The sequence below is a fragment of the Curtobacterium sp. HSID17257 genome (assembly GCF_003989515.1).
GTDB lineage: Bacteria > Actinomycetota > Actinomycetes > Actinomycetales > Microbacteriaceae > Curtobacterium.
Map to the genome: position 1 here is coordinate 1 of NZ_RBLU01000034.1, position 25,511 is coordinate 25,511.

Annotated in this window: 23 protein-coding genes; 5 read left to right on the top strand and 18 right to left on the bottom strand. The window is 72.4% G+C overall.

The features are described 5' to 3' along the window. From D8M35_RS07560 to D8M35_RS07620, 13 genes are all read right to left on the bottom strand, one after another. The coding region (locus D8M35_RS07560; RefSeq protein WP_148113340.1) for a PTS sugar transporter subunit IIA at positions 1 to 548 on the bottom strand (548 nt) is incomplete at its 3' end. Positions 549 to 641: 93 nt separating this feature from the next. After that, positions 642 to 1,667, bottom strand: a complete 1,026-nt coding sequence (locus D8M35_RS07565; RefSeq protein ID WP_126891295.1) for a 1-phosphofructokinase family hexose kinase — start codon at positions 1,665 to 1,667, stop codon at positions 642 to 644. Beyond that, positions 1,664 to 2,452 (bottom strand): DeoR/GlpR family DNA-binding transcription regulator, encoded by a 789-nt coding sequence (locus D8M35_RS07570; RefSeq protein ID WP_126891296.1) that lies wholly within the window; start codon positions 2,450 to 2,452, stop codon positions 1,664 to 1,666. The genes D8M35_RS07565 and D8M35_RS07570 overlap by 4 nt, the downstream gene beginning before the upstream one ends. Positions 2,453 to 2,616: 164 nt before the next feature. Continuing rightward, positions 2,617 to 3,171 carry a DUF2231 domain-containing protein gene (locus D8M35_RS07575; RefSeq protein ID WP_126891297.1) on the bottom strand — a complete coding sequence of 185 codons (555 nt, stop codon included), beginning with the start codon at positions 3,169 to 3,171 and terminating at the stop codon, positions 2,617 to 2,619. A gap of 91 nt (positions 3,172 to 3,262) precedes the next feature. Beyond that, a complete protein-coding gene (locus D8M35_RS07580; RefSeq protein WP_126891298.1) occupies positions 3,263 to 4,447 on the bottom strand; it encodes an ABC transporter permease in 1,185 nt (394 codons plus the stop codon). After that, the gene (locus D8M35_RS07585; RefSeq protein ID WP_238638139.1) at positions 4,444 to 5,190 is read right to left on the bottom strand and encodes an ABC transporter ATP-binding protein; all 747 of its coding nucleotides are present in this window, start codon (positions 5,188 to 5,190) and stop codon (positions 4,444 to 4,446) included. The genes D8M35_RS07580 and D8M35_RS07585 overlap by 4 nt, the downstream gene beginning before the upstream one ends. Continuing rightward, positions 5,187 to 6,227, bottom strand: a complete 1,041-nt coding sequence (locus tag D8M35_RS07590) for an efflux RND transporter periplasmic adaptor subunit (protein WP_126891299.1) — start codon at positions 6,225 to 6,227, stop codon at positions 5,187 to 5,189. The genes D8M35_RS07585 and D8M35_RS07590 overlap by 4 nt, the downstream gene beginning before the upstream one ends. Further along, complete coding sequence (locus tag D8M35_RS07595; protein WP_126891300.1) at positions 6,224 to 6,703, bottom strand: hypothetical protein; 480 nt, start codon at positions 6,701 to 6,703, stop codon at positions 6,224 to 6,226. The genes D8M35_RS07590 and D8M35_RS07595 overlap by 4 nt, the downstream gene beginning before the upstream one ends. A gap of 29 nt (positions 6,704 to 6,732) precedes the next feature. Beyond that, entirely contained in the window at positions 6,733 to 7,239 is a 507-nt protein-coding gene (locus D8M35_RS07600; RefSeq protein WP_126891301.1) for a hypothetical protein, read from the bottom strand. Further along, positions 7,236 to 8,429, bottom strand: a complete 1,194-nt coding sequence (locus tag D8M35_RS07605; RefSeq protein ID WP_126891302.1) for a HAMP domain-containing sensor histidine kinase — start codon at positions 8,427 to 8,429, stop codon at positions 7,236 to 7,238. The genes D8M35_RS07600 and D8M35_RS07605 overlap by 4 nt, the downstream gene beginning before the upstream one ends. Continuing rightward, positions 8,426 to 9,079, bottom strand: coding sequence for a response regulator transcription factor (locus tag D8M35_RS07610; RefSeq protein ID WP_194074867.1), 654 nt, complete (start codon positions 9,077 to 9,079; stop codon positions 8,426 to 8,428). Before D8M35_RS07610 ends, D8M35_RS07605 begins: the two co-directional genes overlap by 4 nt. A gap of 171 nt (positions 9,080 to 9,250) precedes the next feature. Beyond that, complete coding sequence (locus D8M35_RS07615) at positions 9,251 to 11,419, bottom strand: ATP-dependent Clp protease ATP-binding subunit (RefSeq protein ID WP_126891304.1); 2,169 nt, start codon at positions 11,417 to 11,419, stop codon at positions 9,251 to 9,253. 53 nt (positions 11,420 to 11,472) lie between these two features. Continuing rightward, the gene (locus D8M35_RS07620) at positions 11,473 to 12,867 is read right to left on the bottom strand and encodes an MFS transporter (protein WP_126891305.1); all 1,395 of its coding nucleotides are present in this window, start codon (positions 12,865 to 12,867) and stop codon (positions 11,473 to 11,475) included. 76 nt (positions 12,868 to 12,943) lie between these two features. Between D8M35_RS07620 and D8M35_RS07625 the strand changes: the two genes are divergently transcribed. Next, positions 12,944 to 14,212 (top strand): acyltransferase family protein, encoded by a 1,269-nt coding sequence (locus D8M35_RS07625; protein WP_161972620.1) that lies wholly within the window; start codon positions 12,944 to 12,946, stop codon positions 14,210 to 14,212. Here D8M35_RS07625 and tatA read toward each other — a convergent pair. From tatA to D8M35_RS07640, 3 genes are all read right to left on the bottom strand, one after another. Continuing rightward, positions 14,209 to 14,496, bottom strand: a complete 288-nt coding sequence (gene tatA / locus D8M35_RS07630) for a twin-arginine translocase TatA/TatE family subunit (protein WP_126891317.1) — start codon at positions 14,494 to 14,496, stop codon at positions 14,209 to 14,211. The two genes, D8M35_RS07625 and tatA, sit on opposite strands and share 4 nt — an antisense overlap. A 263-nt stretch (positions 14,497 to 14,759) precedes the next feature. After that, positions 14,760 to 16,226, bottom strand: a complete 1,467-nt coding sequence (locus D8M35_RS07635; protein WP_126891307.1) for a sugar transferase — start codon at positions 16,224 to 16,226, stop codon at positions 14,760 to 14,762. Between the two features lie 72 nt (positions 16,227 to 16,298). Next, positions 16,299 to 19,043, bottom strand: a complete 2,745-nt coding sequence (locus D8M35_RS07640; protein WP_126891308.1) for a glycoside hydrolase family 2 protein — start codon at positions 19,041 to 19,043, stop codon at positions 16,299 to 16,301. A 319-nt stretch (positions 19,044 to 19,362) separates the two neighbouring features. Here D8M35_RS07640 and D8M35_RS07645 point away from each other — a divergent pair, with 319 nt between their 5' ends. The 3 genes from D8M35_RS07645 to D8M35_RS07655 all read left to right on the top strand — a co-directional run bounded on the left by D8M35_RS07645 (position 19,363) and on the right by D8M35_RS07655 (position 22,822). Next, positions 19,363 to 19,761 carry a pilus assembly protein CpaE gene (locus D8M35_RS07645; RefSeq protein ID WP_126891309.1) on the top strand — a complete coding sequence of 133 codons (399 nt, stop codon included), beginning with the start codon at positions 19,363 to 19,365 and terminating at the stop codon, positions 19,759 to 19,761. Positions 19,762 to 19,841: 80 nt separating this feature from the next. Further along, positions 19,842 to 20,672 (top strand): aldo/keto reductase, encoded by an 831-nt coding sequence (locus tag D8M35_RS07650; RefSeq protein WP_126891310.1) that lies wholly within the window; start codon positions 19,842 to 19,844, stop codon positions 20,670 to 20,672. Between the two features lie 143 nt (positions 20,673 to 20,815). Further along, a complete protein-coding gene (locus tag D8M35_RS07655) occupies positions 20,816 to 22,822 on the top strand; it encodes an Ig-like domain-containing protein (RefSeq protein ID WP_126891311.1) in 2,007 nt (668 codons plus the stop codon). A 51-nt stretch (positions 22,823 to 22,873) separates the two neighbouring features. Here the strand turns inward: D8M35_RS07655 and D8M35_RS07660 are convergent, their stop codons facing one another. Next, positions 22,874 to 24,022 (bottom strand): class I SAM-dependent methyltransferase, encoded by a 1,149-nt coding sequence (locus tag D8M35_RS07660; protein ID WP_238638140.1) that lies wholly within the window; start codon positions 24,020 to 24,022, stop codon positions 22,874 to 22,876. Positions 24,023 to 24,168: 146 nt separating this feature from the next. Between D8M35_RS07660 and D8M35_RS07665 the strand changes: the two genes are divergently transcribed. After that, entirely contained in the window at positions 24,169 to 24,825 is a 657-nt protein-coding gene (locus tag D8M35_RS07665) for a GntR family transcriptional regulator (RefSeq protein WP_161972621.1), read from the top strand. Between the two features lie 153 nt (positions 24,826 to 24,978). On the opposite strand, the gene D8M35_RS07670 is transcribed toward D8M35_RS07665, so the two are convergent. Beyond that, positions 24,979 to 25,389 (bottom strand): heat shock protein transcriptional repressor HspR, encoded by a 411-nt coding sequence (locus D8M35_RS07670; RefSeq protein WP_126891319.1) that lies wholly within the window; start codon positions 25,387 to 25,389, stop codon positions 24,979 to 24,981. Between the last annotated feature and the right edge of the window lie 122 nt (positions 25,390 to 25,511).

Sequence of the window (25,511 nt, forward strand, 5' to 3'; positions counted from 1 at the left end):
TCGGCTGCTGCGGCCTGCGCGGGCTGCGTCGCGGTCGGACGGGAGGCGCTGCTCGCGTTCCCGACACCGGCTGCGGCGACCTCGCCGCCAACCTCGCGCTGCACCAGGTCGACGACCTCCTGCGGGGTCGAGGCGGCGCGGAGCGCGGCGGTGAAGTCCTCGCGGATGAGCGCCCGGGCGAGGGTCGACAGGACGGTGAGGTGGTCCTTGTCGGCACCCTCGGGCACGGCGATCATGAAGACGACGTCGGCGTCCCCGTCCGGCGCACCGAACGGCACCTTCCGCGCGAGGCGCGAGAACGCCAGGGTCGGGCTCGACACCGAGGCCGACCGGGCGTGCGGGATCGCGATGCCGCCGGGCACACCGGTGCCGACGCTCGCCTCACGCTTGATGGCGTCCTCGGCCAGGGTGGCGCCGTCGGCCGCGCGGCCGGTCGCGGCGACGCGGTCGGCGAGCACGCGGATGACGTCGGACGACGTCGCGCCGAGGTCCTCGTCGAGGCCGACGAGCTCGGCGCTGATGAGGCGCTGCGTCGTGTCTGCGGACATGGGGTTGCTCCTTTGCAGTGGCGCCGTGGCGCGGGCAGTGCTGGTTCGAGGGGTGGTGCTGCGGGGGTCGTGCAGTGGTGCGGTGGGGTCCGGTCAGGCGATCGGTGCCGGGACCTGCGTCGTGTGCAGGGTCCGGACGGTCACGCTGCCGGGGTCGGTGTGGTCGAGGGCGGGGACGTCGCTGCCGGGCAGTGCGGCTGCGGCGGCTCCGGTGGCGACGGCCTGGGCGAGGCGCTCGGACGCGGAGGCCCCAGCGACCTCGGCGAGCAGGTAGCCGGCGAGGGACGAGTCACCGGCACCGACCGTCGAGCGGGCGACGATGCGGGGAGCGGCGGCGACGTGGCTGCCCGCACCGGAGACGAGCACGGCACCCGCGCTGCCCAGGGTGAGCAGGACGGTGTCGACGTGCTTGTCCCGCAGGCGGTGCGCGGCGGCGACGGCTGCCTCGAGGTCCTGCTCGTACACCTCGGGATCGCCGCCGACGACCTCGGCGAGCTCCTCGGCGTTCGGCTTGACCAGGTCGATCCGCTCCCCGGACTGCAGCAGCGCGGTGAACGGGACGCCGGACGAGTCCACGGCAATCTTGACGGCGTCACCGTGGCGCGAACGCACCGCGCGGACGAGCACGGCGAGCGCGTCGTCGGGCAACCCGGGCGGCAGGGACCCGGCGAACACCACCCAGCGGGCGGCCGGGCCCGTCGGGGTGGGACCGGCGGCGTCGGCGACGAGCGCGGCGAGGTCGTCCATGCGTCCGGCGAGCGAGGGGCCGGGCTCGTTGAGCTTCGTCGTCGTGCCGGTCGGCTCGGTGACGGTGACGTTCGAGCGGAGCGGTGCCCCGATCGGCAGGGCGGCGGTCGGGATGCCCCGGGTCGCGAGGCCGAGCAGGACGGGGTCGAGCTCGTCGCCGGGCAGCACCGCGAGGGTGTCCCCACCGCTCGCGACGACGACCCGGGAGACGTTGACGCCCTTGCCGCCGGGCTCGGCCGTGGTGCGGACGGCACGCTGCACGGCGCCGCGCTGGAGTTCGCCGGCGAGCTCGATCGTGCGGTCGAGGGACGGGTTCGGCGTCACGGTGACGATGCGGGTGCTGTGCTGGACGGTGCCGTTCTCGGGTCTCATGCGACCACGACCTCCACGTCGGCGTCGGTGAGCGCGCCGGCGAGGTCTGCCGGGGGCTCCTGGTCGGTGACGAGGGTGTCGACCTCGTCGAGGCGGGCGAAGCGCATGAGCGCCTCGACCCCGTGCTTCGCGGCGTCGGCGAGCACCACGCTGCGGCGGGCGGCGAGCACGTAGGCGCCCTTCACAGCGGCCTCGTACTCGTCGGGCGTGCTCAGGCCGAAGCCCGCGGACAGGCCGTTCGTCCCGACGAAGGCGATGTCCGGGCGGAGCGCACCGATCTGCTGGACGGTGGCCGTGCCGACGGCGGCGCTCGTGACCCCGCGCACCCGGCCGCCGAGCAGGTGCAGCTCGACGTGCTCGCTGTGCTGCAGGGTGGCGGCGATCGGCACCGAGTTCGTGACGACGGTCAGGGTCGCGCCGGGGGTCGCCGGCTCCCACCGGACGAGTTCGGCGGCGACGGCGGCGCAGGTGGTACCGGCGTCGAGGGCGATCGAGCCGGTGAATGTCGCCGGCACCAGGTGCATCGCGGCGCGGGCGATCGCGGTCTTCGCGGTGCCGTGCTGGCCCTCGCGCTCGGCGACGCTCAGCTCGACGACGCTGGAGCGCCCGGCCGGCACCGCTCCCCCGTGCACGCGGCGCAGGACACCAGCGGTCTCGAGGGCGTCGAGGTCGCGGCGGACGGTCTCGGTGGTGACGTCGAAGTGCTCGGCGAGGTCGGCGACGGACACCCGTCCGGCGGACTGCAGCGCGGCGGCGATCGCGTCCTGCCGCTCCGTTGCGTACATGCCCGAACTCCTTCGTTCCCGTTGGTTTCAGGAACTGTACGTCCGAAAGCCACACGAACGCAACCGTTCCGTCACAGAACCAACACGAACGCAGGAACTCGGGACGCAGCAACGCCCGACCTGCCGGTGCAGATCGGGCGTTCCCGCAGGGGCTGCGTGGGGCGTCAGTCGTCGAACGGCACCCGGTCGCTCGACCCGACGCCCGCACGCTGCCGGTACGACAGGTGCCCGCCGAGGTACCCGCCGACGCTGACGACGGTGAGCCCGACGAAGCCGAGGGCCTTGCCCGCCGCGGTGTTGCCCTTCCGTCGCTGCCACCACGACAGCCCGAAGAACGTGATGCCGACCCAGTTGACGGCCTGGTGCACCCACCCCGTGCGGCGCTGCTCGAGCGAGAGCTCCGCCCAGTCGACGTACCCGGCGACCGAGGCGCTGCCCGCCGACGCGATCCCGACCCCGGTCAGGGTCCGCGCCGCGCGGGCGTTCCCCTTCCCGCCGATCAGGTCGAGGACGGCCGCCGAGATCCAGGCGCCGAGCGGCACCTGCACCATCAGCGGGTGGAGGGGGTGTCCGAACGGCACACCGTGCAGCAGCTGCCGCAGGGCCTTCGGCTTCGCGACCGCACGGACGACGCGCGTGTCGAGGTCGACGGCCTTGTCGAGCACGCTGGCGCGCTCGATGGCGTCGGTGAGGCGACGGATGATCGGCAGCTCTGGCATGACCTGGACGCTAGGCCGCCGGGCCCGGTGTCGGTTCCAGGAACCGGCACCGGGCCTCCCGACCGGTGCGCCCGGCGGATCACGCGACCGGTCAGACCGCGGCGAGCGCCGAGGTGGGTGGGATGCGCGCGGCGCGTGCCGCCGGGTACAGACCCGAGACACCGCCGATCACCACCGTCGCGGCGAGTCCGCCCCCGACCGCCCACAGCGGGATCGTCACCGGCCACCCCTGCGCGACGGCGAAGACGATCGTCACCCCCACCCCGATCACGACACCCGCGACGCCGCCGAGGAACGACAGCAGGAGCGACTCGACCAGGAACTGGTCGCGGATGTTCCGTCTGCGGGCGCCGAGTGCGCGTCGGACGCCGACCTCCGCTCGTCGCTCGAGCACCGTGATCACCATGGTGTTCGCGACCCCGATCCCGCCGACCAGCAGGGCGACCCCGCCGATGCCGACGAGGAGCCCGGTGTAGGAGTCGTCCGTCGCGTTCTTCGCCGCCAGGGCGTCCGACGGGCGGGTGACCCCGACGTCCTGGGGTCGGTCGGGGCGGATCGAGTGGGCCAGGACCTTGCGTGCGTCGGCCACGCGCTCCGGGTCCACCCGCGTGTAGACCGCGGTCGGGTGTCCGTCGAAGCCCAGCTCCGCGGCCGTGTCCTGCGGGACGAACACCTGGTTGTCGAGGTCCGGCGCGAGTTGCAGGGGCGCGAGCACCCCGACGACCTGGACCGACCGGCCACCGATCCAGACCGCCGAGTCCGCGCGGAGTCGATCGATGCCCAGGTTGTGCGCGGCGGATGCACCGAGCACGACCTGCGAGGGCGCGTGCGGGGACGGGTCGACCCAGTGACCGGCTGCGAGCGAGCCGCCGAGCACGCCGGGGACGTCGCCCCACACGGCCATCACGCCGATGCCCTTCGTCTCGGCGGTCGGCACGAACGGACTGCGGAAGACACGGCCGGCCTCGGCCTCGCCGACGGCGGCGGCGCGCTGGACGACGGGCTGTCGGAGCGCCGACGCCACGGCCGTGGTCGGCAGGGGCGGAGGGTCGCCGAACCCCTGGGCCTTCGTGACCGTCAGGACGTTCGTCCCGAGTGCGTCGAGGACCCGGTCGAGCGCAGCCTTGCTCGACGACGAGATGCCCACGACGGCGATCATCGCCGCGATGCCGATCGCGATGCCGAGCGCGGACAGCACCACGCGGCCAGGGCGGGTGCGCAGCCCGAACACGCCGAGGCGGAGCAGGTCCCCGGCGCCGACCGATCGCGCGCTCACGGGCCGACCTCGGCCGGCGCGGGGGCGTCGCGGTCGTCGTCCTCCACCAGGCCGTCCCGCATCCGCACCCGCCGTGGCAACGAGGCGGCCAGGTCGAGGTCGTGGGTGATCACGACCACCGTCGTCCCCGCTGCGTTGAGCTCGCGGAGCAGCGCCACGACGTTCCGGCCGCTCGTGGTGTCGAGTGCCCCCGTGGGTTCGTCTGCCAGCAGGATCGTGGGGTCACCGACGATCGCGCGGGCGATGGCGACACGCTGCTTCTCGCCACCGGAGAGCTCGTGCGGACGGTGGCCCGTGCGGTGGCCGAGCCCGACCCGACCCAGTGCGTCCTCCGCGCGCCGGAGCCTCGTCCGTCGAGGCACACCGGAGTAGAGCAGCCCGTCGGCGACGTTCTCGGCCGCCGTCGCGCCCGGCTGCAGGTGGAAGTGCTGGAACACGAAACCGATGTGCTCCGCGCGGAGACGGGACAGGTCGTCGTCGCGCATCGCACCGACGTCGTGCCCGGCGATCGTGACGGAACCGGACGAGGGCCGGTCGAGCGTACCGATGGTGTTGAGCATCGTCGACTTGCCCGAACCCGACGGCCCGACGACCGCGACGAGCTCGCCGGCGGTGACGTCGAGCGACACACCGCGGAGGGCGTGGACGTCGCCGTAGGACTTGGTGACGTCCCGGAGGCGGACCACGGCGTCGTCCGGCCCGGCGCCGTGCCGCACCGCGCCCGAGAGCGTCGCGGCGCTCACGACGGCACCACGACCTCGTCGCCCTCGTGCAGATCACCCGTGACCGCGGCCCGGCCGTCGGCCACGAGCCCGACCTCGACGCGCACCCGCTCGGTCGCACCGTCGCGCCGGACGACGTCGACGCCGTAGCTGCCGCCGTCACCGGTCGCGACGAGCGCCTGCACGGGTACGGAGAGCACGTCGCGAGCGGTCTGTCCCGCGGCGACGACCTGAACGGACGCCGACTCGGGCACGTCCTGGTCGCCCGCGTCGAACGAGACGGTGACGACCGTCTCCGTCTTGCCGTCCGGTGACTTCTCCGTCTCGACGTCGACGACCTTCCCCTCGGCGGGGTCGCCGCCGTTCACCCGGACCTGCACGGTGGTGCCGACCGCGAAGCGCATCGCGTCGGCCTGGGACACCGTGGTGTTGACCACGCGCTTCGTGCTCGTCACCTGCAGGACGTCACCGCCCGCGGGTTGGCCGAGCTTCGCCGCGACGGACTCGACCCGCACGGCGCCGTCGACGAAGACGACGTCGTTCGCCGTCACGGTCCCGGTGACGTCGAGCCCGCGGTCCTTCTGCCAGCGCTTGACCGCAGCGAGGGTGCGGCGACCGAACACCTCGTCGACGGACAGGTCGTACCCGAGCGCGGCGAGGTTCTCGTTGAGCTGCCGGACGTCCGCGCCGCGCTCCCCCTCCTGCAGGGTGCGCCACAGCGGGGTGGTGCCGTACATCGCGCGGACCGGCCGCTCGTCGACCTCGTAGAGCGGTCGGTCGCGCTCGATGACCTGACCGGGCTGCGGCAACCAGGTGATCGTGCCGGACGCGGCGCCGGGGACGCCGACGGCGGCGCCGTACCCGAGCGACCCGGCGAAGACCTTCGAGTCGACCAGGTCGCCCTTCGTCACGGGGGCGGTCGCGCGGTGGTGGCGGGTCTCAGCGGCGGAGGACTCCTGGTGTGGGCCGCCGACGACCGCCCAGGTACCGAGGCCGGCAGCCAGCACCGCGACGATGCAGGCTCCGGCGATCGTGGCACGCTTCGTGGTCGGGCTCACTTCGAGAACCCCTGCACGCCCTCGGCACCCGCGCAGCGCTCGTCGGCCTCGAGGAAGGCCTGCTCGTCACCCGCCGGCTTGTACTCGCCCTGTGCATCGAAGTCGTCCGGGTAGTCGGAGAACCCCTCCTTCCGCATGCACGCAGCGAGCTTGCGGGCGTACTCGGCCATCCCGGGGTCGCTGGCCTTCGCCTCCTGCGCCGCAGGCATGCCGAGTCCCTTCATGCACTCGTCCGAGTCGCGGTAGTACGCGTCCTCGTCGACGCCCTTCGGTGGGAGCACGTCCTTCTCTCCCACGTCGTACCCCTTGTCGCGCAGACAGGACGTCAGCTTCGCCAACATCTCGCGCTGTGAGGGCTCGTGGCTCGCCGTCGGCTGCGAGGTGGGTCCGGTGGCCGAACAGCCGGTCAGCAGGACCGGGACCAGCAGGAGTGCAGCGGCGATGCCGGTGAGGGTGGTGCGCTTGGGCATGGGCATGGGTGGGGTCTCCTTCTCGGGGGGGGGGGTCAGTGGTCGAGCTGTCGGGTGTCCGGTGCGTGCTCCGCGATGCAGGCCGAGAGCGTCTCGTCGAACTCGGGCTCCTGCGCGCGCGGGTAGCCGCTGTAGTCGACGACGCCCGGCCGCTGCTCCGGGGCGTCGGGGTACCGCTCGCGGACACACGAGTCGACGGCTGCGTACTCGCGCTTCCACTCGTCCTGCTGCGCCGTGTCGGCCGGCTTCACGCCGAGCTCGGCACCGCAGTGCTGCGCGGCGCGGTCGAAGCGCCCCCGGTCGACGCCGGACGGCGCGACGACGGTGCCGCTGCGGACCTGGTCGTCCGACGGGTCCTCCACATCGAACCCCGCGTCGCGCATGCAGTCACCCCACCGCGCCCCGAGGGAGACGGCGGACGTGCTGTCCTGCGGAGAAGCGGCCGGGGTTGCGGAGCACCCGGCGAGCGCGAGGGGCGCGGCGACGATGGCCAGCGCTGCGGCGACCCGGACGAGCTGCCGGGGAAGTGTCGTGTTCGTCATGACACCAGTGCACCGGGTGGGGTGTTTCGCGAGGGTGCCGTCGTCGGTTGCACGGACGAAACACCGACGTCGACGCGCAGCCCGCCCGAGGGCCGCGGCTCGAGGTGCACCTGCCAGCCGTGTGCGTGGGCGATGGCGCCGACGATCGACAGACCGAGCCCGCTGTGCCGCTTCGTCCCCGCCTGACCACCCCGGCGGAAGGGTTCGACCAGCGTCCCGACCTCGGCGGGGTCGACGACCGCGCCGGTGTTCTCGACGCGGAGGCCCTGCGGATCGGCCCGGACCCAGACGTCCCCGCCCGCACGGTTGTACTCGACGGCGTTGTCGACCAGGTTGGCCACGAGCTGCCGGACCAGCAGCGGCTCGCCGGTGAGTCCGGGGGCGCTCGGGCCGGCCTCGACGTGGACCGTGACACCGGCACGGCACGCGTCGGCGGCGACCTGTGCCACCACGTCACGCACGACCGCGGCGAGGTCGATCCTCGACGTCCGTTCCTCGAGGCCCCGCTCGGCCTCGGCCAGGAGCAGGAGCGACTCCACCAGGTGCTCGGTGCGTCTGGTCTGCTCGAGGAGCTCGGCTCGCACGGTCGCGATCTCGCTCGGGTCCGCATCGTCCCGCAGGTCGATCTGCAAGGAGGCGCGTTGCACCGCGAGCGGGGTGCGCAGTTCGTGGGCGGCCTGCGCGACGAACCGGCGCTGGCTCGCGAAGGCCGACTCGAGACGGTCGAGCAGCGCGTCCACCGTCTGCGACAGCCGCCGGAGCTCGTCGTCGGGGCCGTCGAGGGCGATGCGTTCGTGGAGGGTCGAGGCCGAGATCCGGTTCGCCGTGGCGGTGATCCGGTCGATCGGTCGCAGCACGCGACGGCTCAGCCCCCAGCCGAGGAACCCGGCGACCACTCCGGCTCCCACGATGCCGACTGCGGACCACTGCCACTGCTCCGCCGCGACGACCTGCACGAGGGTGATCGTCCGTCCGGCCGCGCCGGTCGGGTCCCCGGGCTCGCCCTCGGTGTCCGTGGTCACCCTGACCGCTCCGCTCCACGCCCCGGCGTCGCCCGACCCGTCGGGGGCGACGCTCAACGACCACTGGGACGCGAGGTTGACGAACACCAGGACCCCGGTCGTCAGCGCCATGGCCGAGACCGCGAAGGCGATCGCCGTCCGGGTCCCGATGCTCCACAGCCGGGTCACAGCGCGTACCCGCACCCGGGCACGGTCCGGATCGGGTCGGGCGGCCCGAGCTTCTTGCGGAGCTTCGACAGGGTCACCCGGACCGCGGCCGTGAACGGATCGATGTTCACGTCCCAGACCTTCTCGAGGAGTTCCTCGGACGAGACGATGCGTCCGTCGGCGCGCAGCAGCACCTCGAGCACGCCGAGCTCCTTGGACGTCAGGTCGAGCGGACGACCGTCACGGGTCGCCACGCGTCGGTTCGAGTCGACGACGATCCCGTCGCGCTCGAGCACCGGCGGGACCGGTGCGACGCAGCGCCGGCCCAGCGCGCGGACCCTCGCGACGAGTTCCGGGTACTCGAAGGGCTTTGCCAGGTAGTCGTCGGCGCCGAGCTCGAGGCCGTGCACACGATCGGTGAGCGCCGTGGCTGCCGTCAGCATGAGGATCCGCGTGAGCGAACCGTGCTCAGCCAGTCGACGAGCGACCTCGTCACCGTGGAGTCCGGGGAGGTCGCGGTCGAGCACGACGACGTCGTAGTCGTTGACCGCGAGGAGCTCGTCCGCCTCGTCGCCGCGGTACGCCACGTCGACGGCCATGCCCTGTCGGGACAGCCCCCGCGCGACGACGTCGGCGAGGGCGGTCTCGTCGTCCACCACGAGTACACGCATGGCTGACATTCCACATGCCACCACTGACAAGATGCTGGACCGAGCCGGACGCCGACCGTCACCGCCCGCCGGCGCGACGCGGTGGACGCGACGCAGCGGAGGCCCGGGGCCGGCCTCGCGGACCGGCACCGGGCCTCCAGTGCGTCACCTGTGCCGCGGGGCGGCCGCGGGCTACTCCTCGACGATCTCCGCGAGTTCGAAGGGCTCGACCGTCAGCTCGTCGCCGCCTGCGGCGACGTCGACACGGACGGTGTCGCCGTCGCGCACGTCGCCGGACAGGATGGCCCGGGCGAGCCGGTCGTCGATCTGCCGCTGCATGAGGCGACGGAGCGGCCGCGCCCCGTAGACCGGGTCGTACCCGCGGTCGGCGAGCCAACTGCGCGCCGCTGGCGTGACGGCCAGCTCGAGCCGGCGGTCCGAGAGTCGACGGGCCAGCCGGTCGACGTACAGCGAGACGATCTGGCCGAGGTCCTCGGTCGTGAGCGCTTGGAAGACGACGATGTCGTCGAGCCGGTTCACGAACTCCGGCCGGAAGGCCTGCTGCACGAGCTCGCGCACCGCCTCCTCACGCTGGTCGGACGTCAGGGTGAGGTCGGTCATGAACTGCGAACCGAGGTTCGACGTCAGGATCACGATCGTGTTCCGGAAGTCGACCGTGCGGCCCTGCCCGTCGGTCAGGCGGCCGTCGTCGAGCACCTGGAGCAGGACGTCGAAGACCTCGGGGTGCGCCTTCTCGACCTCGTCGAGCAGCACGACGGAGTACGGGCGACGGCGGACGGTCTCGGTGAGCTGCCCGCCGGACTCGTAACCGACGTAGCCGGGCGGGGCGCCGATCAGCCGGGCGACCGAGTGCTTCTCGCCGTACTCGCTCATGTCGATGCGGACGAGCGCCTTCTCGTCGTCGAACAGGAACTCGGCGAGCGCCTTGGCCAACTCGGTCTTGCCGACACCGGTGGGGCCGAGGAACAGGAACGAGCCGGTCGGCCGGTCCGGGTCGGAGATGCCTGCGCGCGTCCGGCGGACGGCCTCGGACACGGTGCCGACGGCGCTGCGCTGCCCGATGATCCGCCGCCCGAGCTCGGACTCCAGGTGCAGGAGCTTCTCGGTCTCGCCCTGCAGCAGGCGTCCCATCGGGATGCCCGTCCACTGCGCGATCACGGCGGCGATGTCCTCGTCGGTGACGCTGTCGTTCACCATGCGGTCGGCGCTCTCGGCCTGCTCGGCCGCTGCGAGCTCGGCTTCGATCCGGGGCTTCTCGCCGTACTCGATGCGCGACACCGTCTCGTACTGCGCCTCGCGCTGCGCGCGCTGGCTGCGCATGTTGAGCTCGTCGAGCTGCTGCTTGAGCTCGCCGATGCGGTTCAGGCTCGCCCGCTCGGCCTGCCAGCGCTGCTCGAGCTCGTCGAGCCGCTCCTGGCGTCCGGCGAGCTCCGCGCGCAGGGTCTCCAGCCGCGCCTTCGACGCATCGTCCTTCTCCTGCTTCAGCGCGAACTCCTCGACGCGCAGCCGGTCGACGCTGCGCTTGAGCTCGTCGATCTCGACCGGGCTCGAGTCGATCTCCATGCGCAGTCGGCTGGCAGCCTCGTCGATGAGGTCGATCGCCTTGTCGGGGAGCTGGCGACCGGAGATGTAGCGGTTCGACAGGCTCGCCGCGGCGACCAGCGCGGAGTCGTTGATCGTCACCTTGTGGTGCGCCTCGTAGCGCTCCTTGAGCCCGCGGAGGATGGCCACGGTGTCCTCGACGCTCGGCTCCCCGACGAACACCTGCTGGAAGCGGCGCTCGAGTGCGGCGTCCTTCTCGATGTACTCGCGGTACTCGTCGAGCGTCGTCGCGCCGATGAGCCGCAGCTCACCGCGGGCGAGCATCGGCTTGAGCATGTTCGACGCCGCCACGGAGCCTTCGCCGCCGCCGGCGCCCATCAGGGTGTGCAGCTCGTCGATGAACGTGATGACCTGGCCGTCGGAGTCGTCGATCTCCTTGAGGACGGCCTTCAGCCGCTCCTCGAACTCACCCCGGTACTTCGCGCCGGCGATGAGCGCGGACATGTCGAGCGAGACGAGCCGCTTGTCCTTCAGCGAGTCGGCGACGTCACCCGCCACGATGCGCTGCGCCAGGCCCTCGACCACGGCGGTCTTGCCGACGCCGGGCTCGCCGATGAGCACGGGGTTGTTCTTGGTCCGGCGCGTCAGCACCTGGGAGACGCGGCGGATCTCGGCATCGCGCCCGATCACCGGGTCGAGCTTGCCGCTCCGCGCGATCGCGGTCAGGTCGACGCCGTACTGCTCGAGAGCGGTCTTCTGCCGTTCCTGCGAGTCAGGAGCGCCCTGGAGGTTCGCCATGCGGTCCGTCCTTTCCGTGCGGTGGTGGTGTACTTGAGTCTACTGCACTCAACTTACGAGCGCAGCGGTGCATTCCGGATCCCGACCGCGCTGACGAGCGATCCGGCGAGCAGCAGGAAGGCCATCACGACAGCCGCCCGGTGGAACCCCGCCGTGCTCATCCCACCACCGAGGACGACCCCGGCGAGCGCCACCATCACCAGGCTCGCGATCCGCGCGAGGGCGTTGTTGACCGCGGAGCCGACCCCGGCCTCGGACTCCGGCACCGATCCGAGGACCGCGCTCGTCAGGGGCGTGACCATCGTCGCGATCCCGACGCCGACGAGCACCAGCCCCGGCAACACCGACCACCAGTACCCGCCGGGGTCCTGTCCGGCACCGGTCATGAGCAGAGCCCCGACCGCCGCGACCGCCGGCCCCGCGGCCATGAACCATCGCGGTCCGTACCGGCCGGCCAGGGCGCCGACGGTCGAGGACAGGAACAGGAGCAGGAGTGTCGGCGGCAGCGTCGCGAGGCCGGCGAGCCAGGCCGGGAAACCCCAGACCTCCTGCACGAAGAGGGTCACGACGAAGCCCACCATGCCGAGCGCGCCGTAGATCGAGAGCGTCGCCAGGTTGCCGACCGTGAAGTTGCGAGCCCGGAAGAGCGCGAGCGGCACGAGCGGCGCCCTGCCTGCGTGGGTCACGTGTCGCTCCCACGGCACGAAGGCGAGCAGTGCGCCGGCCCCGACCACCAGTGCTGCGACCACGAGCGGCGACGACCAACCGAGTCGCTCCTGCTCGATCAGCCCGAGGACCACTCCGCCCACGCCGAGGACTGCGAGCACGGCGCCGACGACGTCGATCCGCAGTCGGCGCTCCGGGTGCACGTCGCCGGTGATCCGCGCGACCAGGACGATCGTGACGACGATGGGCAGTGCGGTGAGCACGAAGATCCAGCGCCATCCGAGCCCGTCGACGATCACGCCGCCGACCAGCGGTCCGAGGATCATCGCCGCGCTCGACCACCCCGTCCACGTCCCGATCGCCTTCGTCTGCGCCGGACCCCGGTACGCGGCGATGATCAACGCGAGCGAGCTCGGCGTGACGAGGGCGCCACCGACGCCCTGCAGCGCACGGGCGACGATGAGCACTGCGCCGGTGGGCGCTGCCGCGCACACGACCGAGGCCACGCCGAACACGACCAGACCCCAGGTGACGATGCGGACCCGACCGAACACGTCCGAGAGCGACCCCGCGACGAGGATCAGCGACCCGAGCGTGACGAGGTAGGCGTCGACCACCCACTGCTGCACGACGAGCCCGCCGCCGAGGTCCTGGCGGATCGCAGGGAGCGCCACGTTCACCACGCTCGTGTCGAGCCCGACGACGAACGACGCCAGGATCGCGACCACGAGCACCAGCCGGCGGTCGTCACGGAGCGGGGCCGTTGCGGCCGGAGCGGTCATGCGCCCATCATCCTCGTCGGGCTCACCCGGCGACCGGTTGCACCGGCGAAACAGCGCACTCGCCAGCATCGACCGCATGCACCACGTCACTCCACCTCATCGTCTACGACTCACCGGGCTCGACGCAGCGCGTGGGCTCGCCGTCCTCGGCATGTTCGCCGCCCACGTCGGAGCGGCCCACACCGCGTTCGACTGGTCGGACCCGTCGAGCTGGCCGGACCTGGTGAACGGCCGGTCCGCGATCCTGTTCGCACTCTGCGCCGGCGCCTCCCTCGTCCTGCTGACCACCGGGCCCGGACCGGCCGGTCGGGTCCGCGACCGGCGCCACGTCCTCGCACGCGCCGCGACGCTCCTCGCGATCGGCGGGCTCCTGACCCTGGTGCCCGGAGGCGTGCTCGTCATCCTGCCGACCTACGCCGTGCTGTTCGTCGCCGCGCTGCCGTTCCTGCGGCTCCGACTCCGCTGGGTCGTCCTCGCCGCGGCGCTCTCCCTCGTCGTCGGACCCGTGCTCGCCCTCGTCGGGCAGGCCGTCGTCGACATGACCGGTGGCAGCAGCATCGCGGGGCTGCTGTTCACCGGGTACCCCGCTGTGTCGTGGTTCGGGATCGTCCTCGCGGGCGTGCTCGTGGCGCGACTCGGGCTCGACCGCACCGACGTCCTGCGCCGGGTGCTCCTGGTGGGCGCCGTGCTCGCCACGGCCGGGTACGGTGCCGGGGCCGCACTCGGCGCCGCACTCGGCATCACCGGGCCGGTCGGGACGATGATCCCCGTGGACCCGAGCGGCGGCAGCGTCAGCGGCTCCGCGCCGGTGGCGCCCGCATCCCCCGCAGGTGGTCCCGACGTCGTCGCTGAGAACCCGCCGTTCCCGAGCATCGAGTGGTCACGTCTGCTCGACGTGACCCCGCACGCCGGGTCGACCTTCGAACTCGTCGGTGCCCTCGGCGTCGCCCTCGCGGTGCTCGCTGCCCTCGGGCTCGTCGCTCGGCGTTCCCCGACGGTCCTGCTCCCGCTCAGCGCCGTCGGCCGTCTCGCGCTGACGCTCTACTGCGCGCACGTCCTGGTCATCGGCGTGTGGTCCCGGTCGGGCAAACCCGACCCACTGCCGGTCCTCGGCGGGTGGGGACCCTTCGTCGTCCTCCTCGTGGCCGCTGTCGTCGCCGCGCTGCTCGTGCACCGGTCCGGGCGTCGGGGTCCGCTCGAGGCGCTCACCCGACGCCCGCCCGAGCACTCGATGACCCGCCGACCACGGCACCCTGACACCGAGCAGGACCGGACCCGAACGACGAAGCCCCCGCGACCGAGGTGGTCGCGGGGGCTGCCGACAGGACGGGGCTGGGTGTCCTAGTTCTTGGGCTCGGCGGTCGAGTGCACGTTCGGCTGCACCGAGGGGCCGGGGTTCACGACGGGCTGCGCGGTCGGCTGTGCCGTGCTCTGCGCGGCCGGGTCGGTCACGACGGTGTTCGCCGTGCCGTCGTCGTGCTTCTTCTTGTCGTCGCCCATCTCCTTCTTGAAGATGTTGATCGACTGGCCGAGGCCCTTCGCGAGCGCCGGGAGCTTGGTCGCACCGAACAGCAGGATGATGATCCCGAGGATGATCAGCAGGTGGATCCCCGTCAGGTTTCCGAGCATCATGTCTCCTTGTTCTGGGTCTGGCGACGCCCGACCGGTCATCGTCGACCGGGAGGGCGGAAGTCCGTCGTCCGATCATCGTAACGCGCCCCCGACCGGAAGCCCAGGCGGGAGCCGGAACGGACACCGTTCGCACAGACAGGACGCGCAGGACCGGCGACACGGCAGGACCACCTGAACGACAGCACCCCCGGAGGCCGCTGCTCTCCGGGGGTGCGCCGTTCCGGACGCGGGTCAAGGCGCGGCCGGGGTCGGTGAGGCGGCTAGTAGGCGCCGCGGGACCGCAGGACGGACGGGATCGTCCTGACGAGGATGACGAGGTCGTGCACGAACGACCAGTTCTCGACGTAGTGCAGGTCGAGCCGGACACCCTCGACCCAGTCGAGGTCGGACCGGCCACTGACCTGCCACAGTCCGGTCATGCCCGGCGTGACGAGCAGGCGCCGGTCGGCGAAGTCCTCGTACACGGCGACCTCGCTCGGCAGCGCGGGGCGGGGACCGACGAGGCTCATCGACCCGGTGAGGACGTTCCACAGCTGCGGGAGTTCGTCGAGCGACGTCCGGCGGAGGAACGCGCCGACCCGTGTCACCCGCGGGTCGCGCTGCAGCTTGAAGAGCGGACCGGAGCCCTCGTTGGCAGCGGCGAGTTCGGCGACCCGGGACTCGGCATCGACGCACATCGTGCGGAACTTCAGGATCGAGAACTCCTGCCCGCCCCGGCCGACCCGACGTTGGCGGAAGAACACCGGGTCGCCGTCGTCGAGCCGGATGGCGAGGGCGACGGCCACGAGCAGCGGACTGAGCACCACCAGGCCGATCGTCGCACCGACCACGTCGAGCAGCCGCTTGCCCCGGCGGCACCGGTAGTCGGGCGTCTCGACGTGCATGAGCGGCAACCCGTCGACGGGGCGCTCGTGCACGCGACCCGCGGCGATGTCGGCGAGGGGCGAGGAGACGACGAGTTCGACGCCGCACCCCTCGAGCTGCCAGCCGAGACGACGCAGGCGCTCGTGGCCGCCGGGGATCGCGCCGGCCACCACGACGGCGGCGACGCCGGTCGAGGTCGCGACGTCGAGCACGTCGTCGATCCCGCCGACGACCTCCGAGGTGCCACCGCCGAGGGCGACCTCCGTGCCGACGGCCGCGCAGTCGGTGACGACCGCGGCGACCCGGTAGCCGGCGGCAGGGGCGGCGGCGATGCGTCGCCCGACGTACCGGACGTCGTCCAGGTCGCCGACGAGCAGGACGTCGAGCAGCTGCCGTCCCTGGGCGCGCCGCCGGGCGACGACCGTGCGGACGACCTTGCGCCCGAGGGCGAGCAGGACCAGGCCGAGCGGGAACGCGATGGCCACGTACCCCCGCGCGATGTCGAGACGGACCGCGTACGCGATCACCGCCACGGCTGCGGCGGCGACGAGGCTCGCGGTCACGAGCCGTCGGTACTCGTCACCACCGACGCCGGCGATGCGGGGGTCGCGCGTCCGGAAGCCGGAGAGCAGGGCGGTCCAGAGCAGGATGATCGCGGGGGCCGTCACGACCTCGGTCCAGCCGGGGTTGGTCGTCAGGGAGGACCCCTCCCACGGGAACCGGAGCGCGTGTGCGACGCCGAACGCCACGACGAGCAACCCGAGGTCGAGCGCACCGACGACGAGCGAGAACCCCTGCGAGGCCCTCGCGGGGGTGCTCCGTCGGGGCGTGCTCGCCGACGGCCGATGCACTGCGAGCGACATCCAACACCTCCGGACGACGGCCGGCAGGGGTGGTCCGTGCCGGGTCCGGCCACACCGGACCCGTTCAGTATATCAGTGTGAAGTGCGAGATCCGACCCGAGTCAGAGCGTCCGTGAGGGACCAGAGCGCTGCGCCCTCCGTGAGTCGAGCAGCCTCCGCGTCGGACAGCCCGCGGACCCGGAAGCCCACGCGCTCGCCCGGCAGCAGCGTCATGAACCCGCGGTCGACGGTGCCGGTCGGGGCGATGCGGTCCGGCTGCACGAGCAGGTCCCGCACGAGCGACTCCGCCTCGACGACCAGGTCGTGTCCGTCGCCGTCGGCAGCAGGGGCGACCGTCGTGCGGTACCGCGCCGGCTCCCACCGCACGTCCTTGTCGGGCGAAGCGGTCCAGACCGCACGACGCCAGTCCATGTCCGCCACCACGAGCTCGCGGGTCGGATGGTCGAGGACGCCGACCGACTCCGGGAGGTCGACGACGGCGACGCCGGCCTCCGACAGCCGCACGGGCAGCGTGACCTCGGCGAGGATCCTGCCGGACACGTGCATGCGCCGGACCCGCACCACGCTGTCGCGCCCGCCGCGGGAGGACCGCACCGCGATCTCGACGGGCGAGTGCCCGAACGACCCGGGCGACACCCCGAGGGACAGGGTGTCGACGAGCCCACCGGACTCGGCGGCGCCGTCGGCGGTATCGGTGTCGGGGGTGGTCCGGGCCACCCCGTCGACGGGAGCCGACGTGTCGACGCGGTCCGCGCCTCCAGGCCGGTCTCCGGACGATGTCGGCACCACGTCGTCGTCAGCGGACGGACGCACGACGGGCCGGATCGCCAGCAGGACGTCGTCGTACAGGCGACGCAGCTCGTGGGCGAGCGGCTTGAGCCGTCCCGCGGAGTCGATCGCCGACCACGACGCCACCGGCCACAGGTCGTTCAGCTGCCAGACGATGACGCCGGTGTTCCGCGGCCAGTGCGTCCGCCAGTGCTCGACACCGGTGGCGATCGCCCGCGCCTGCTGCAGCTGCGTCAGGTAGTGCCAGCGGTCGAACTCGGCCGGATCCACGGACCCGAAGCGCGGCTCGATTCCCCGCGCCAGCTTGCCCATGCCGTCGTCGGCCTTCTGGTGGTGCACCACACCGGGCGAGTCGACGCGCAACGGCTCGTCGGTGACGGCGTCGCGCAGCGTGCGCCACGCGGGCGGCGCCTGCCACCCGAACTCGGAGACGAAGCGCGGCACCGAGTCGCGGTAGTGGTCGTCGGACAGCCGGTTCCAGACGTCCCACGAGTGGTGCGTCTCGTGGTCGACGTCGTTCGCGGGCAGGCTCTCGGAACCCGACCAGGGCGAGGCGACCGTGTAGAAGCGCGACGGGTCGACCGCGTCGACGATGGTCGGCAGCAGGTCGAGGTAGTAGTCGAGTCCCCAGCCACGATCGCCGAGTTCGTCGGCCCAGCCGTCCGCGTCGTGCAGCCAGATGTTCTCGTTGTTGCCGTTCCAGACCACGAGCGACGGGTGGCCGGCCAGGCGTGCGACGTTGTCCCGGGCCTCGGCGACGACCTCGCTGCGGATCGGCTCGATCTCGGGGTAGGCCGAGCAGGCGAACGCGAAGTCCTGCCAGACGAGCAGGCCGAGCTCGTCGCAGACGTCGTAGAAGTCGTCGGACTCGTAGACCCCGCCGCCCCACACGCGGACGAGGTTCACGCCGAGGTCCGCGGCGACGCCGAGCCGGTCGGCGATCCGCGCGCGGTCCACCCGCGACACGATGACGTCGTCCGGGATCCAGTTCACGCCGCGGACGTCGATGACGGTGCTGTTCACCACGACGGCGAAGGGCTTGCCGATCGTGTCGTCGGCGGTGTCGATCCGGGCCGAGCGGAAGCCCGTCTTCGCCGTCCGGCGGTCCAGGACCTCGCCGTCGACGGTCTGCAGCTCGACGGTCACGTCGTAGCGGGGCTGCTCGCCGTAGCCGCGCGGCCACCAGCGCCGCACCTCGGGCACGCGCACCGTGACGACCGTCTCGTCGTCCTTCGGCGTCAGCTGCGCCCGCGAACGCTGTCGGGTCGTCCCGCCGTCCACCGTCGGGCCGGCGACCGTGACGACGAGCACGAGGTCGTCGTCCTCACCGTCCTGGTCGAGGTCGTTCATCCCGGACCGCTCGACGCGGACGTGCGCGTCGAGGACGCCCTCACCCGCCTCGACGTCGACGAGCGGCTTCACCTCGGCGAGCCGCGCCGTCGACCAGCGCTCGATCGCGACCGGACGCCACGGGCCGCTCGTCACCGCGGTCAGGCCCCAGTCCCAACCGAAGTTCGACGCCTGCTTGCGGATGTACGGGAACGGTTCGTCGTACGGTCCCGGCATCGAGCCGGCGCGGGCGGCGACCCGGCCGGCCTCGCGGTAGGGCGACTCGAAGAGCAGCTCGAGCTCACGGTCGCCCGCGGCACCCGGCACGTCGTTGAGGTCCAACCGGTACCGCCGGTGCATGTTCCGGGTGGTGCCGACGACCACGCCGTCGAGGCTCAGCTCGGCGACCGTGTCGAGCCCCTCGCAGACGAGGTCGACGCGCTCGAACCCCCGCGGTGCGACGTCGACGGTGCGCCGGTAGGCCCAGTCGGCCCGCCCGACCCACTTCGCGCCGTCCTCGTTGCGGTCGACGGTCGGATCGGCGACGAGGCCCTCGCGTTCGAGGTCCGTGTGCACCTGCCCCGGCACCGTGGCGGGGATCGTGCGACCCGCGATCCCGGCCGGCGCTCCGGCCGGCAGCTGGTCGCCGGCGATCGCCACGGTCCAGTCGTCGCGGAGTTCCTCGCGCTCGAGGGTCATGCGGGTCCTTTGCTGGGCGGACGGGGAGGGCGGACAGGACCCGGCGGCGGCTCGTGGCCGCCCCGGGACCGTGACACCGGCCGGCGGTCGCGCCCGTGGTCGCGTGAGCGGCCGGGAGGCACGGCACCGGTTGCCCAGGCGTCGTCGCGTCCGCGCGCGCGGACGAGTGCTCGCCGCGCGCGGGGGTGCTCGGCGATGCTAGTACGTCGACCTTGCCGACGACCACGTCCCCGACGACGGCCAGCACGAACGTGTCCTCACGGCGACGCACCCCGTCGGGTCCCGTCCGCCCTCCGGTCCTGCGTGGCAGGGTGGTGCGGTGATCACCGTCGAACTCGCCCGGTCGCTGCGCGATGCCGGACTCCGCTGGCACCCGGCGACGGGCGACCGGTTCGTGATCGACAAGCCGGGGGTGGACGACGACGTCTACACGGTGTCCGAGATGACCGTCGAGCGCCACGACCACCCGAGCGGCACCTCGCTCGGTTTCAACGGCACGACGGAGTGGGCGCTCGACTCGGTCGAGGCGTCCGAGTCGCTCTGGCTCCCCCGCGAGGACCAGCTCCGCGGCCTGCTCGGGTCGGCGTTCGTGTCGCTCACCGCGGGGTTCGTCGTGACGGCGACGATCGGCGGGGTCGCGCAGGAGTTCCGGAGCGACGACGCGGCCGTGGCGTACGGCGACGCCCTGCTCGCGTACATCGAGGCGGCACTCGCCTGACCGGTCCGGTTCCCGCGCGCGGCGCGCTCGACTGAGTGTTGCCGGAATGCCTCCTGAGGGGCGTTTGGTTGCATGGCGTCATGACCGTTCCGAACATCACCCTGAACGACGGCAAGACCATCCCGCAGCTCGGCTTCGGCGTCTTCCAGATCGAACCCGAGAAGACGAAGGAAGCGACGCTCACCGCGCTCGAGGTCGGCTACCGCCACATCGACACCGCCGAGATGTACGGCAACGAGAAGGAGGTCGGCGAGGCCATCGAGGCGTCCGGCATCCCTCGTGAGGAGATCTTCGTCACCTCGAAGCTCAACAACGGCTTCCACGACCCGGCCCTCGCCGCCGAGAACGGCAAGAAGTCGGCCGACCTGCTCGGCGGGTACACCGACCTCTTCCTCATCCACTGGCCGCTGCCGACCGTGTCGGACTTCGTGCCGACCTGGAAGGCGATGGAGGAGCTGTACCACGCCGGCACCGCCCGCTCGATCGGTGTGAGCAACTTCCAGGCGCACCATCTCAACCGCCTGGCCGCCGAGACGACGATCACCCCGGCCGTCAACCAGATCGAGGTGCACCCGTACCTCGTGCAGGACGAGCTCCGCGCGTACGGCACCGAGCACGGCATCGCGATCGAGGCCTGGTCCCCGATCGCCCAGGGCCTCGTGCTCGACGACGAGACCATCACCCGCATCGCCGGCGCCACGGGCAAGACCCCGGCGCAGGTCGTCCTCCGCTGGCACATCCAGCGCGGCGACATCGTCTTCCCGAAGTCGGTCACGCGTTCGCGCGTCGAGGAGAACTTCGCGATCTTCGACTTCGAGCTCTCGGACGACGACATGACGGCGATCACCTCGCTCGACAAGGGCCACCGCACGGGCCCGGACCCGGACACGTTCGACTACGTCCCGGCCTGATCCGACGACGCGACGACGAAGCGCCCCGCCGACCGGCGGGGCGCTTCGTCGTTCGTACGCCTCGCATGGGGAATATAATCAGTATTCAACATACAACATTGCTTCCCGTCCCCGACGCCTCCGTTCGGGTACAGGAAGGAATCATGCGCAAGTTCACCCGTGCGGCCACCGGAGCCGCACTCGGACTCGTCCTCACCTCCACCGGGTTCGTCACCGCCGCCAACGCGGCGACGGCCGGTCCCGACCTGCCGTCGATCCCCGGCGCGACCGCCGAGAACCCCGTCGGTGCGAGCTCCACCGGCATCTTCACGATCCAGGGCGCCGGGTCGGTCGGTGATCGTGGGGGCCTCCCCGTCTTCGAGACCGGTCTCGCGACGCCGGGCCTGGTCGCCACCAGCTCGATCGAGGGCGGCACGCTCAAGGTCGTCGACCAGCGCGGACGTCTGCTCTGCGAGGGCACCGCCACGGTGGCCCTCCCGAAGCGGTACTCGTGCGACCTCGCGCCGCTCGTCTCCGGCCCGCAGGTCGTCACCGCCGCGGTCGTGCGGTCGGACGGGTCGTACAGCACGCCGTCCCAAGCGCACCTGGACGCCTTCGCGGCCGTTCCGGTCATCGAGTCCACGGAGCGCCGCGGGGACGACCTCGTGGTCCGCGGTCGAGCGAACGCGGAGGCGACGATCGAGGCGTCCTTCGACCGCCGGGACGTCGTCACCTCGGCGCCCCCGCGGACCGACGCCTCGTTCGAGATCGTGGTGCCGGGCGGCGCCGCGGCTGAGGAGGTCTGGGTGCGGGCCGTCGACCAGTCCGTCCCGCTGGACACGCCGAACCGCGAGGCCTTCACGCAGAGCAACTGGGCGGCTGCCCAGGTCGGGAACGACGGCGAACAGCCCGGCGGCGGCGAGCAGCCGGGCGGTGGCGACGAAGGCGAACAGCCCGGCGGCGGCGACCAGGGCGAGCAGCCCGGCGACCAGACCGTCGTCGGCGAGGTCACCAGCCTCCACGACGGCGACACCGTGCGCACGGCGCGTCCCACCATCGAGGGCACGGCTCCTGCCGGCACCCACGTGTCCGTCGGCGGGCCCGCCGGTCCCGCTCTCGGCGCGGCCACGGCTGACGAGCACGGCAACTGGAAGGTGACGCTCGAAGGCGCACTCAACACCGGGCAGAACCAGCTCGTCTTCCGGTACCAGCAGACCGACGGCTCCTGGCTCCGTGGCCAGTCGCTCGACGTGACGTACGAGCAGCAGGCACAGCGCTTCGAGATCACCACGCCGGCGAGCGGCTCGACGGTGCACGATGCCCGTCCGACCATCACGGGCCACACCCCGGGCTCGTACCGCAACGTGTCGATCGTCGACCCGGATGCCGGCGAGTACCTCGGCGACGCGAAGACGGACGCCGACGGCGACTTCACGCTCTCCCTCGAACGCGACCTGCGCCCCGGCGTGAACGAGCTCGTCGCGTCGTACCAGGACGAGTCCGGCAAGTACCGGACGGCACCGTGGACGATCACCTACTCCGCAGGCGACACCGAGCAGCCCGGTGACGGCAACGAGGGCGAGCAGCCCGGCGACGGCACCGAGCAGCCCGGCGGTGGGAACGAGGGCGAACAGCCCGGCGAGGGCACCGAGCAGCCCGGTGACGGCGCCTCCGACACCGCGTTCACCGTCGGTTCCACCCGCATCGACGCCGGTCGCGTGAGCGTCGACGTCCGCGGACCGGCGGGCACCGAGGTCACCGTCACCGCCAACGGGGAGAGCAAGGAGGTGACGCTCGACGACGAGGAGCTCCGCAACGTCGTCGTCACCGCCCCGGAGCGACTCACCACCACGGTCACCGCGATGGCGACCATCGGTGGCGAGCGGGTCGAGCGCACCCTCACCATCGGCAACGGCGATCACGACGCGAGCGCCCTCGAGGCGACGGTCACCAGCACCAGCGCCCTGACCGGTTCGGCGGAGATCACCGTGTGGGGTCTTCCCTCCGGCATCGGCGGCCTCCAGGCGCACGAGGGCGACCGCCAGCTCGCGGTCGGCTCGATCAAGGCGGACGGCCAGGGGAAGCTCTCCCTCACCGGCCTCGCGAAGGGCGACCACGTGATCACGATCACGTCGGGCGGCAAGTCCGTCCAGCTGCCCGTCCACATCTGAAGCAGTTCCCACGGAGAGCCCCGTCACGTCACGTGACGGGGCTCTCCCGCGTCAGGCCTCGCGTCGTGAGGCAGTCACCGTGAACTTCGCGGTCCGCACGACCTGCCGGGTCGGCCCGACGAGCCGCTCGAGCACGGGTCGGTACCGCAGGTGCGAGTTCCAGACGCACCACAGTTCACCGCCGGCCTGGAGGATCGTGGCCGCGTTCCGGAACATCGCCTCGGCCGCGTCGGTGCTCACCGTGGTGCCCTCGTGGAAGGGCGGGTTGCAGAGCACGAGCTTCGCGGACCCGTCGTCGAGCTCGTCGCCCGCGTCCGACCGCACGACCGTCACCCGGTCCGCGACGCCGTTCGCCACCGCCGTCGCCCGCGTCGACGCCACGGCGATCGCCGAGACGTCGGTCGCGACCACCTTGACGGCCGGACGGCGGCGCGCCAGCGCGGTCGCGATGACGCCGTTCCCGCACCCGAGGTCGACGGCGACCCGCGCCGACGGCACGGCGTCGTCCATCACGTCGAGCAGCACCCGGGTGCCCTGGTCGAGTGACGTCCCCGCGAAGACCCCGCCGTGCGCGACGAGCGTCATCCCGAGCTCGTCGACGTGCACCGAGCGCGGCCAGGGGTTCGTGGCGTCGGCGCGCACCGCCGTCGCGCGGAGCGGGTCCTGGGCGACGAGCAGCCGCGACTTGCCGCGCCCACGGGACGCCGTGACCTCGCCGAAGTACCGGCGCAGGACGTCGTTCTGGGACAGGTTCATGTGCTTCGAGACCCCACCGCAGAGCAGCACCACGTCGGGGGCCGCCCACCATGCGACAGCGCGTGCGAGCTCGTCGAGCCGGTCGTTCGACTTCGACAGCCGGAGGAGCACGAGCCGGACGTCGCGGAACGCCTGCTCGAGCGACTCCGTCAGCACGAAGCCACTGCGGCCGAAGGTCCCGGCGTTCGCCTGCAGCGCCCGCACCCCGACGAGCGAGTCCTGCACGACGCGGATGCCCGACGCACCGTGCACGGTCATCGCGCCGAGGGTCAGCACCCCGTACCGGTCGTCGACGACGGCGACCTCACCGGGCTGCCGGAGCGCGTCCCCGTGCACGTGCGGTGCCTCGTCGAGCATGAAGCGGTCGGTGCCGTCGATCGCGACGAGGTCGGGCTCGTCGTTGACCGGGGAGCGCCGGAAGTGGTCGGCGAAGTCGAATGGCACGGCCCCAGGGTACCCAGACGGTGATGCGGATCCGAGACCGGGACTGCCGCAGCGGTATATCACCGGTACCGCTGGTATCCCAAGCCCGTACGCTCGGAGGAGACCGTTGCACGACGAGGCAGCGGCAGGACGAGCGAGAGGGGCCGATGTTCGCTTCGCCAGAAGCCGGGGTGCGCCCTCGGCTGCGGGACCAGGCGCGAGAACGCCTCCGCGACGAGATCATGAGCGGGGCGCTCGGCCCGGGCACCCTGCTCGACGACGAACAGCTCGCACTCCGGCTGCGATGCTCCCGGACGCCGGTGCGGGAAGCCCTGTCGGACCTCGGTCACCTCGGTCTCGTCGAGTTCCGCCCGAACCGGTACACGCGCGTCACGGTCCCCCGTCGCGACGAACTCGTCCCGACGCTGCAGACCCTCGGCCTGCTCTTCGGAGGCGTCGTCCGCACCACGATCGGCGACCTCGAGGACCGCGACCGCGCTGCGCTCTTCCGCCGCATCGGGCTCGTGCTCGACTGCATGGCGATGCCCACCTGGCAGTGGGGTTCGGACGCGATCACCCCGGTCTACCGGACGTTCCTGGCGGCGTGCGACAACCGCCTGCTCGTGGCGGCGCTGAGCGGGACCCTCGACGGCCTGACCTACCGCCTGCGGCACGACGACATCCGGGCTGCGCTGCCGTGGGAACACATCCGGAACGGCCTCGTGGCCCTCCGGGTCGCGATCGACTGCCGCGACGGACGCCTGGCGGAACGGGCGACCTGGACGGTCCACCTGCTCCCGGACCCCGACCGCGGGCGGTCCTGACGTGTGCGCATCCTGCGTCCGCTCGGTCATCGAGACCGTCCGCGCCCGCCGCCCCGAGCGCTGCTCCTCCGAGGACGACCGCCCCGCGCTCCCCCGGTGCACCGCGGTCGACGCCGTCCGTCGGGACCTCTTCGATCCGCCGGACGTCTGACGTCAGCGCTGGGGCCGGTACAGCACCACGGCGGTGTTCCGCTGCGGTCGCATGCCGGCGCGCAACGGCACTGCGGCGCCCGTCGTCGTCGCCGCGAAGACACGAGCACCAGGCCGCGCGATGAGCTGATCGGCGAGCGCCCGCTCCAGCTCGCGGACACGGTCACGCAAGAGCTGGTTCTCGTTCTCGAGGTCGAGCACCCGCCGGATCCCCTCCAGCGACACCCCCTCGGACCCGAGCCGCGCGATCTCGCGCAGCTGCGCGACGTCGCGCATCGAGTAGCGGCGTGAGCCGCCGCGGGTGCGGCCCGGCACGACCAGGCCGAGCCGGTCGTACTGCCGCAGCGTCTGTGGGTGCATCTCGGCGAGCTCCGCCGCCACCGCGATCGCGAAGACGGGCGAGTTCTCGTCCATGTCGGTCATGGCTGGTTCCTTTCCGTCGTCGGCCTGGTGCAGAACCAGCCTGGAGGCCCGGTGCGGCTTCCTGACGGAGCCGCGCCGAGCCTCCAGGCCGGTTGTCGTGCTGGTTGCGCAGC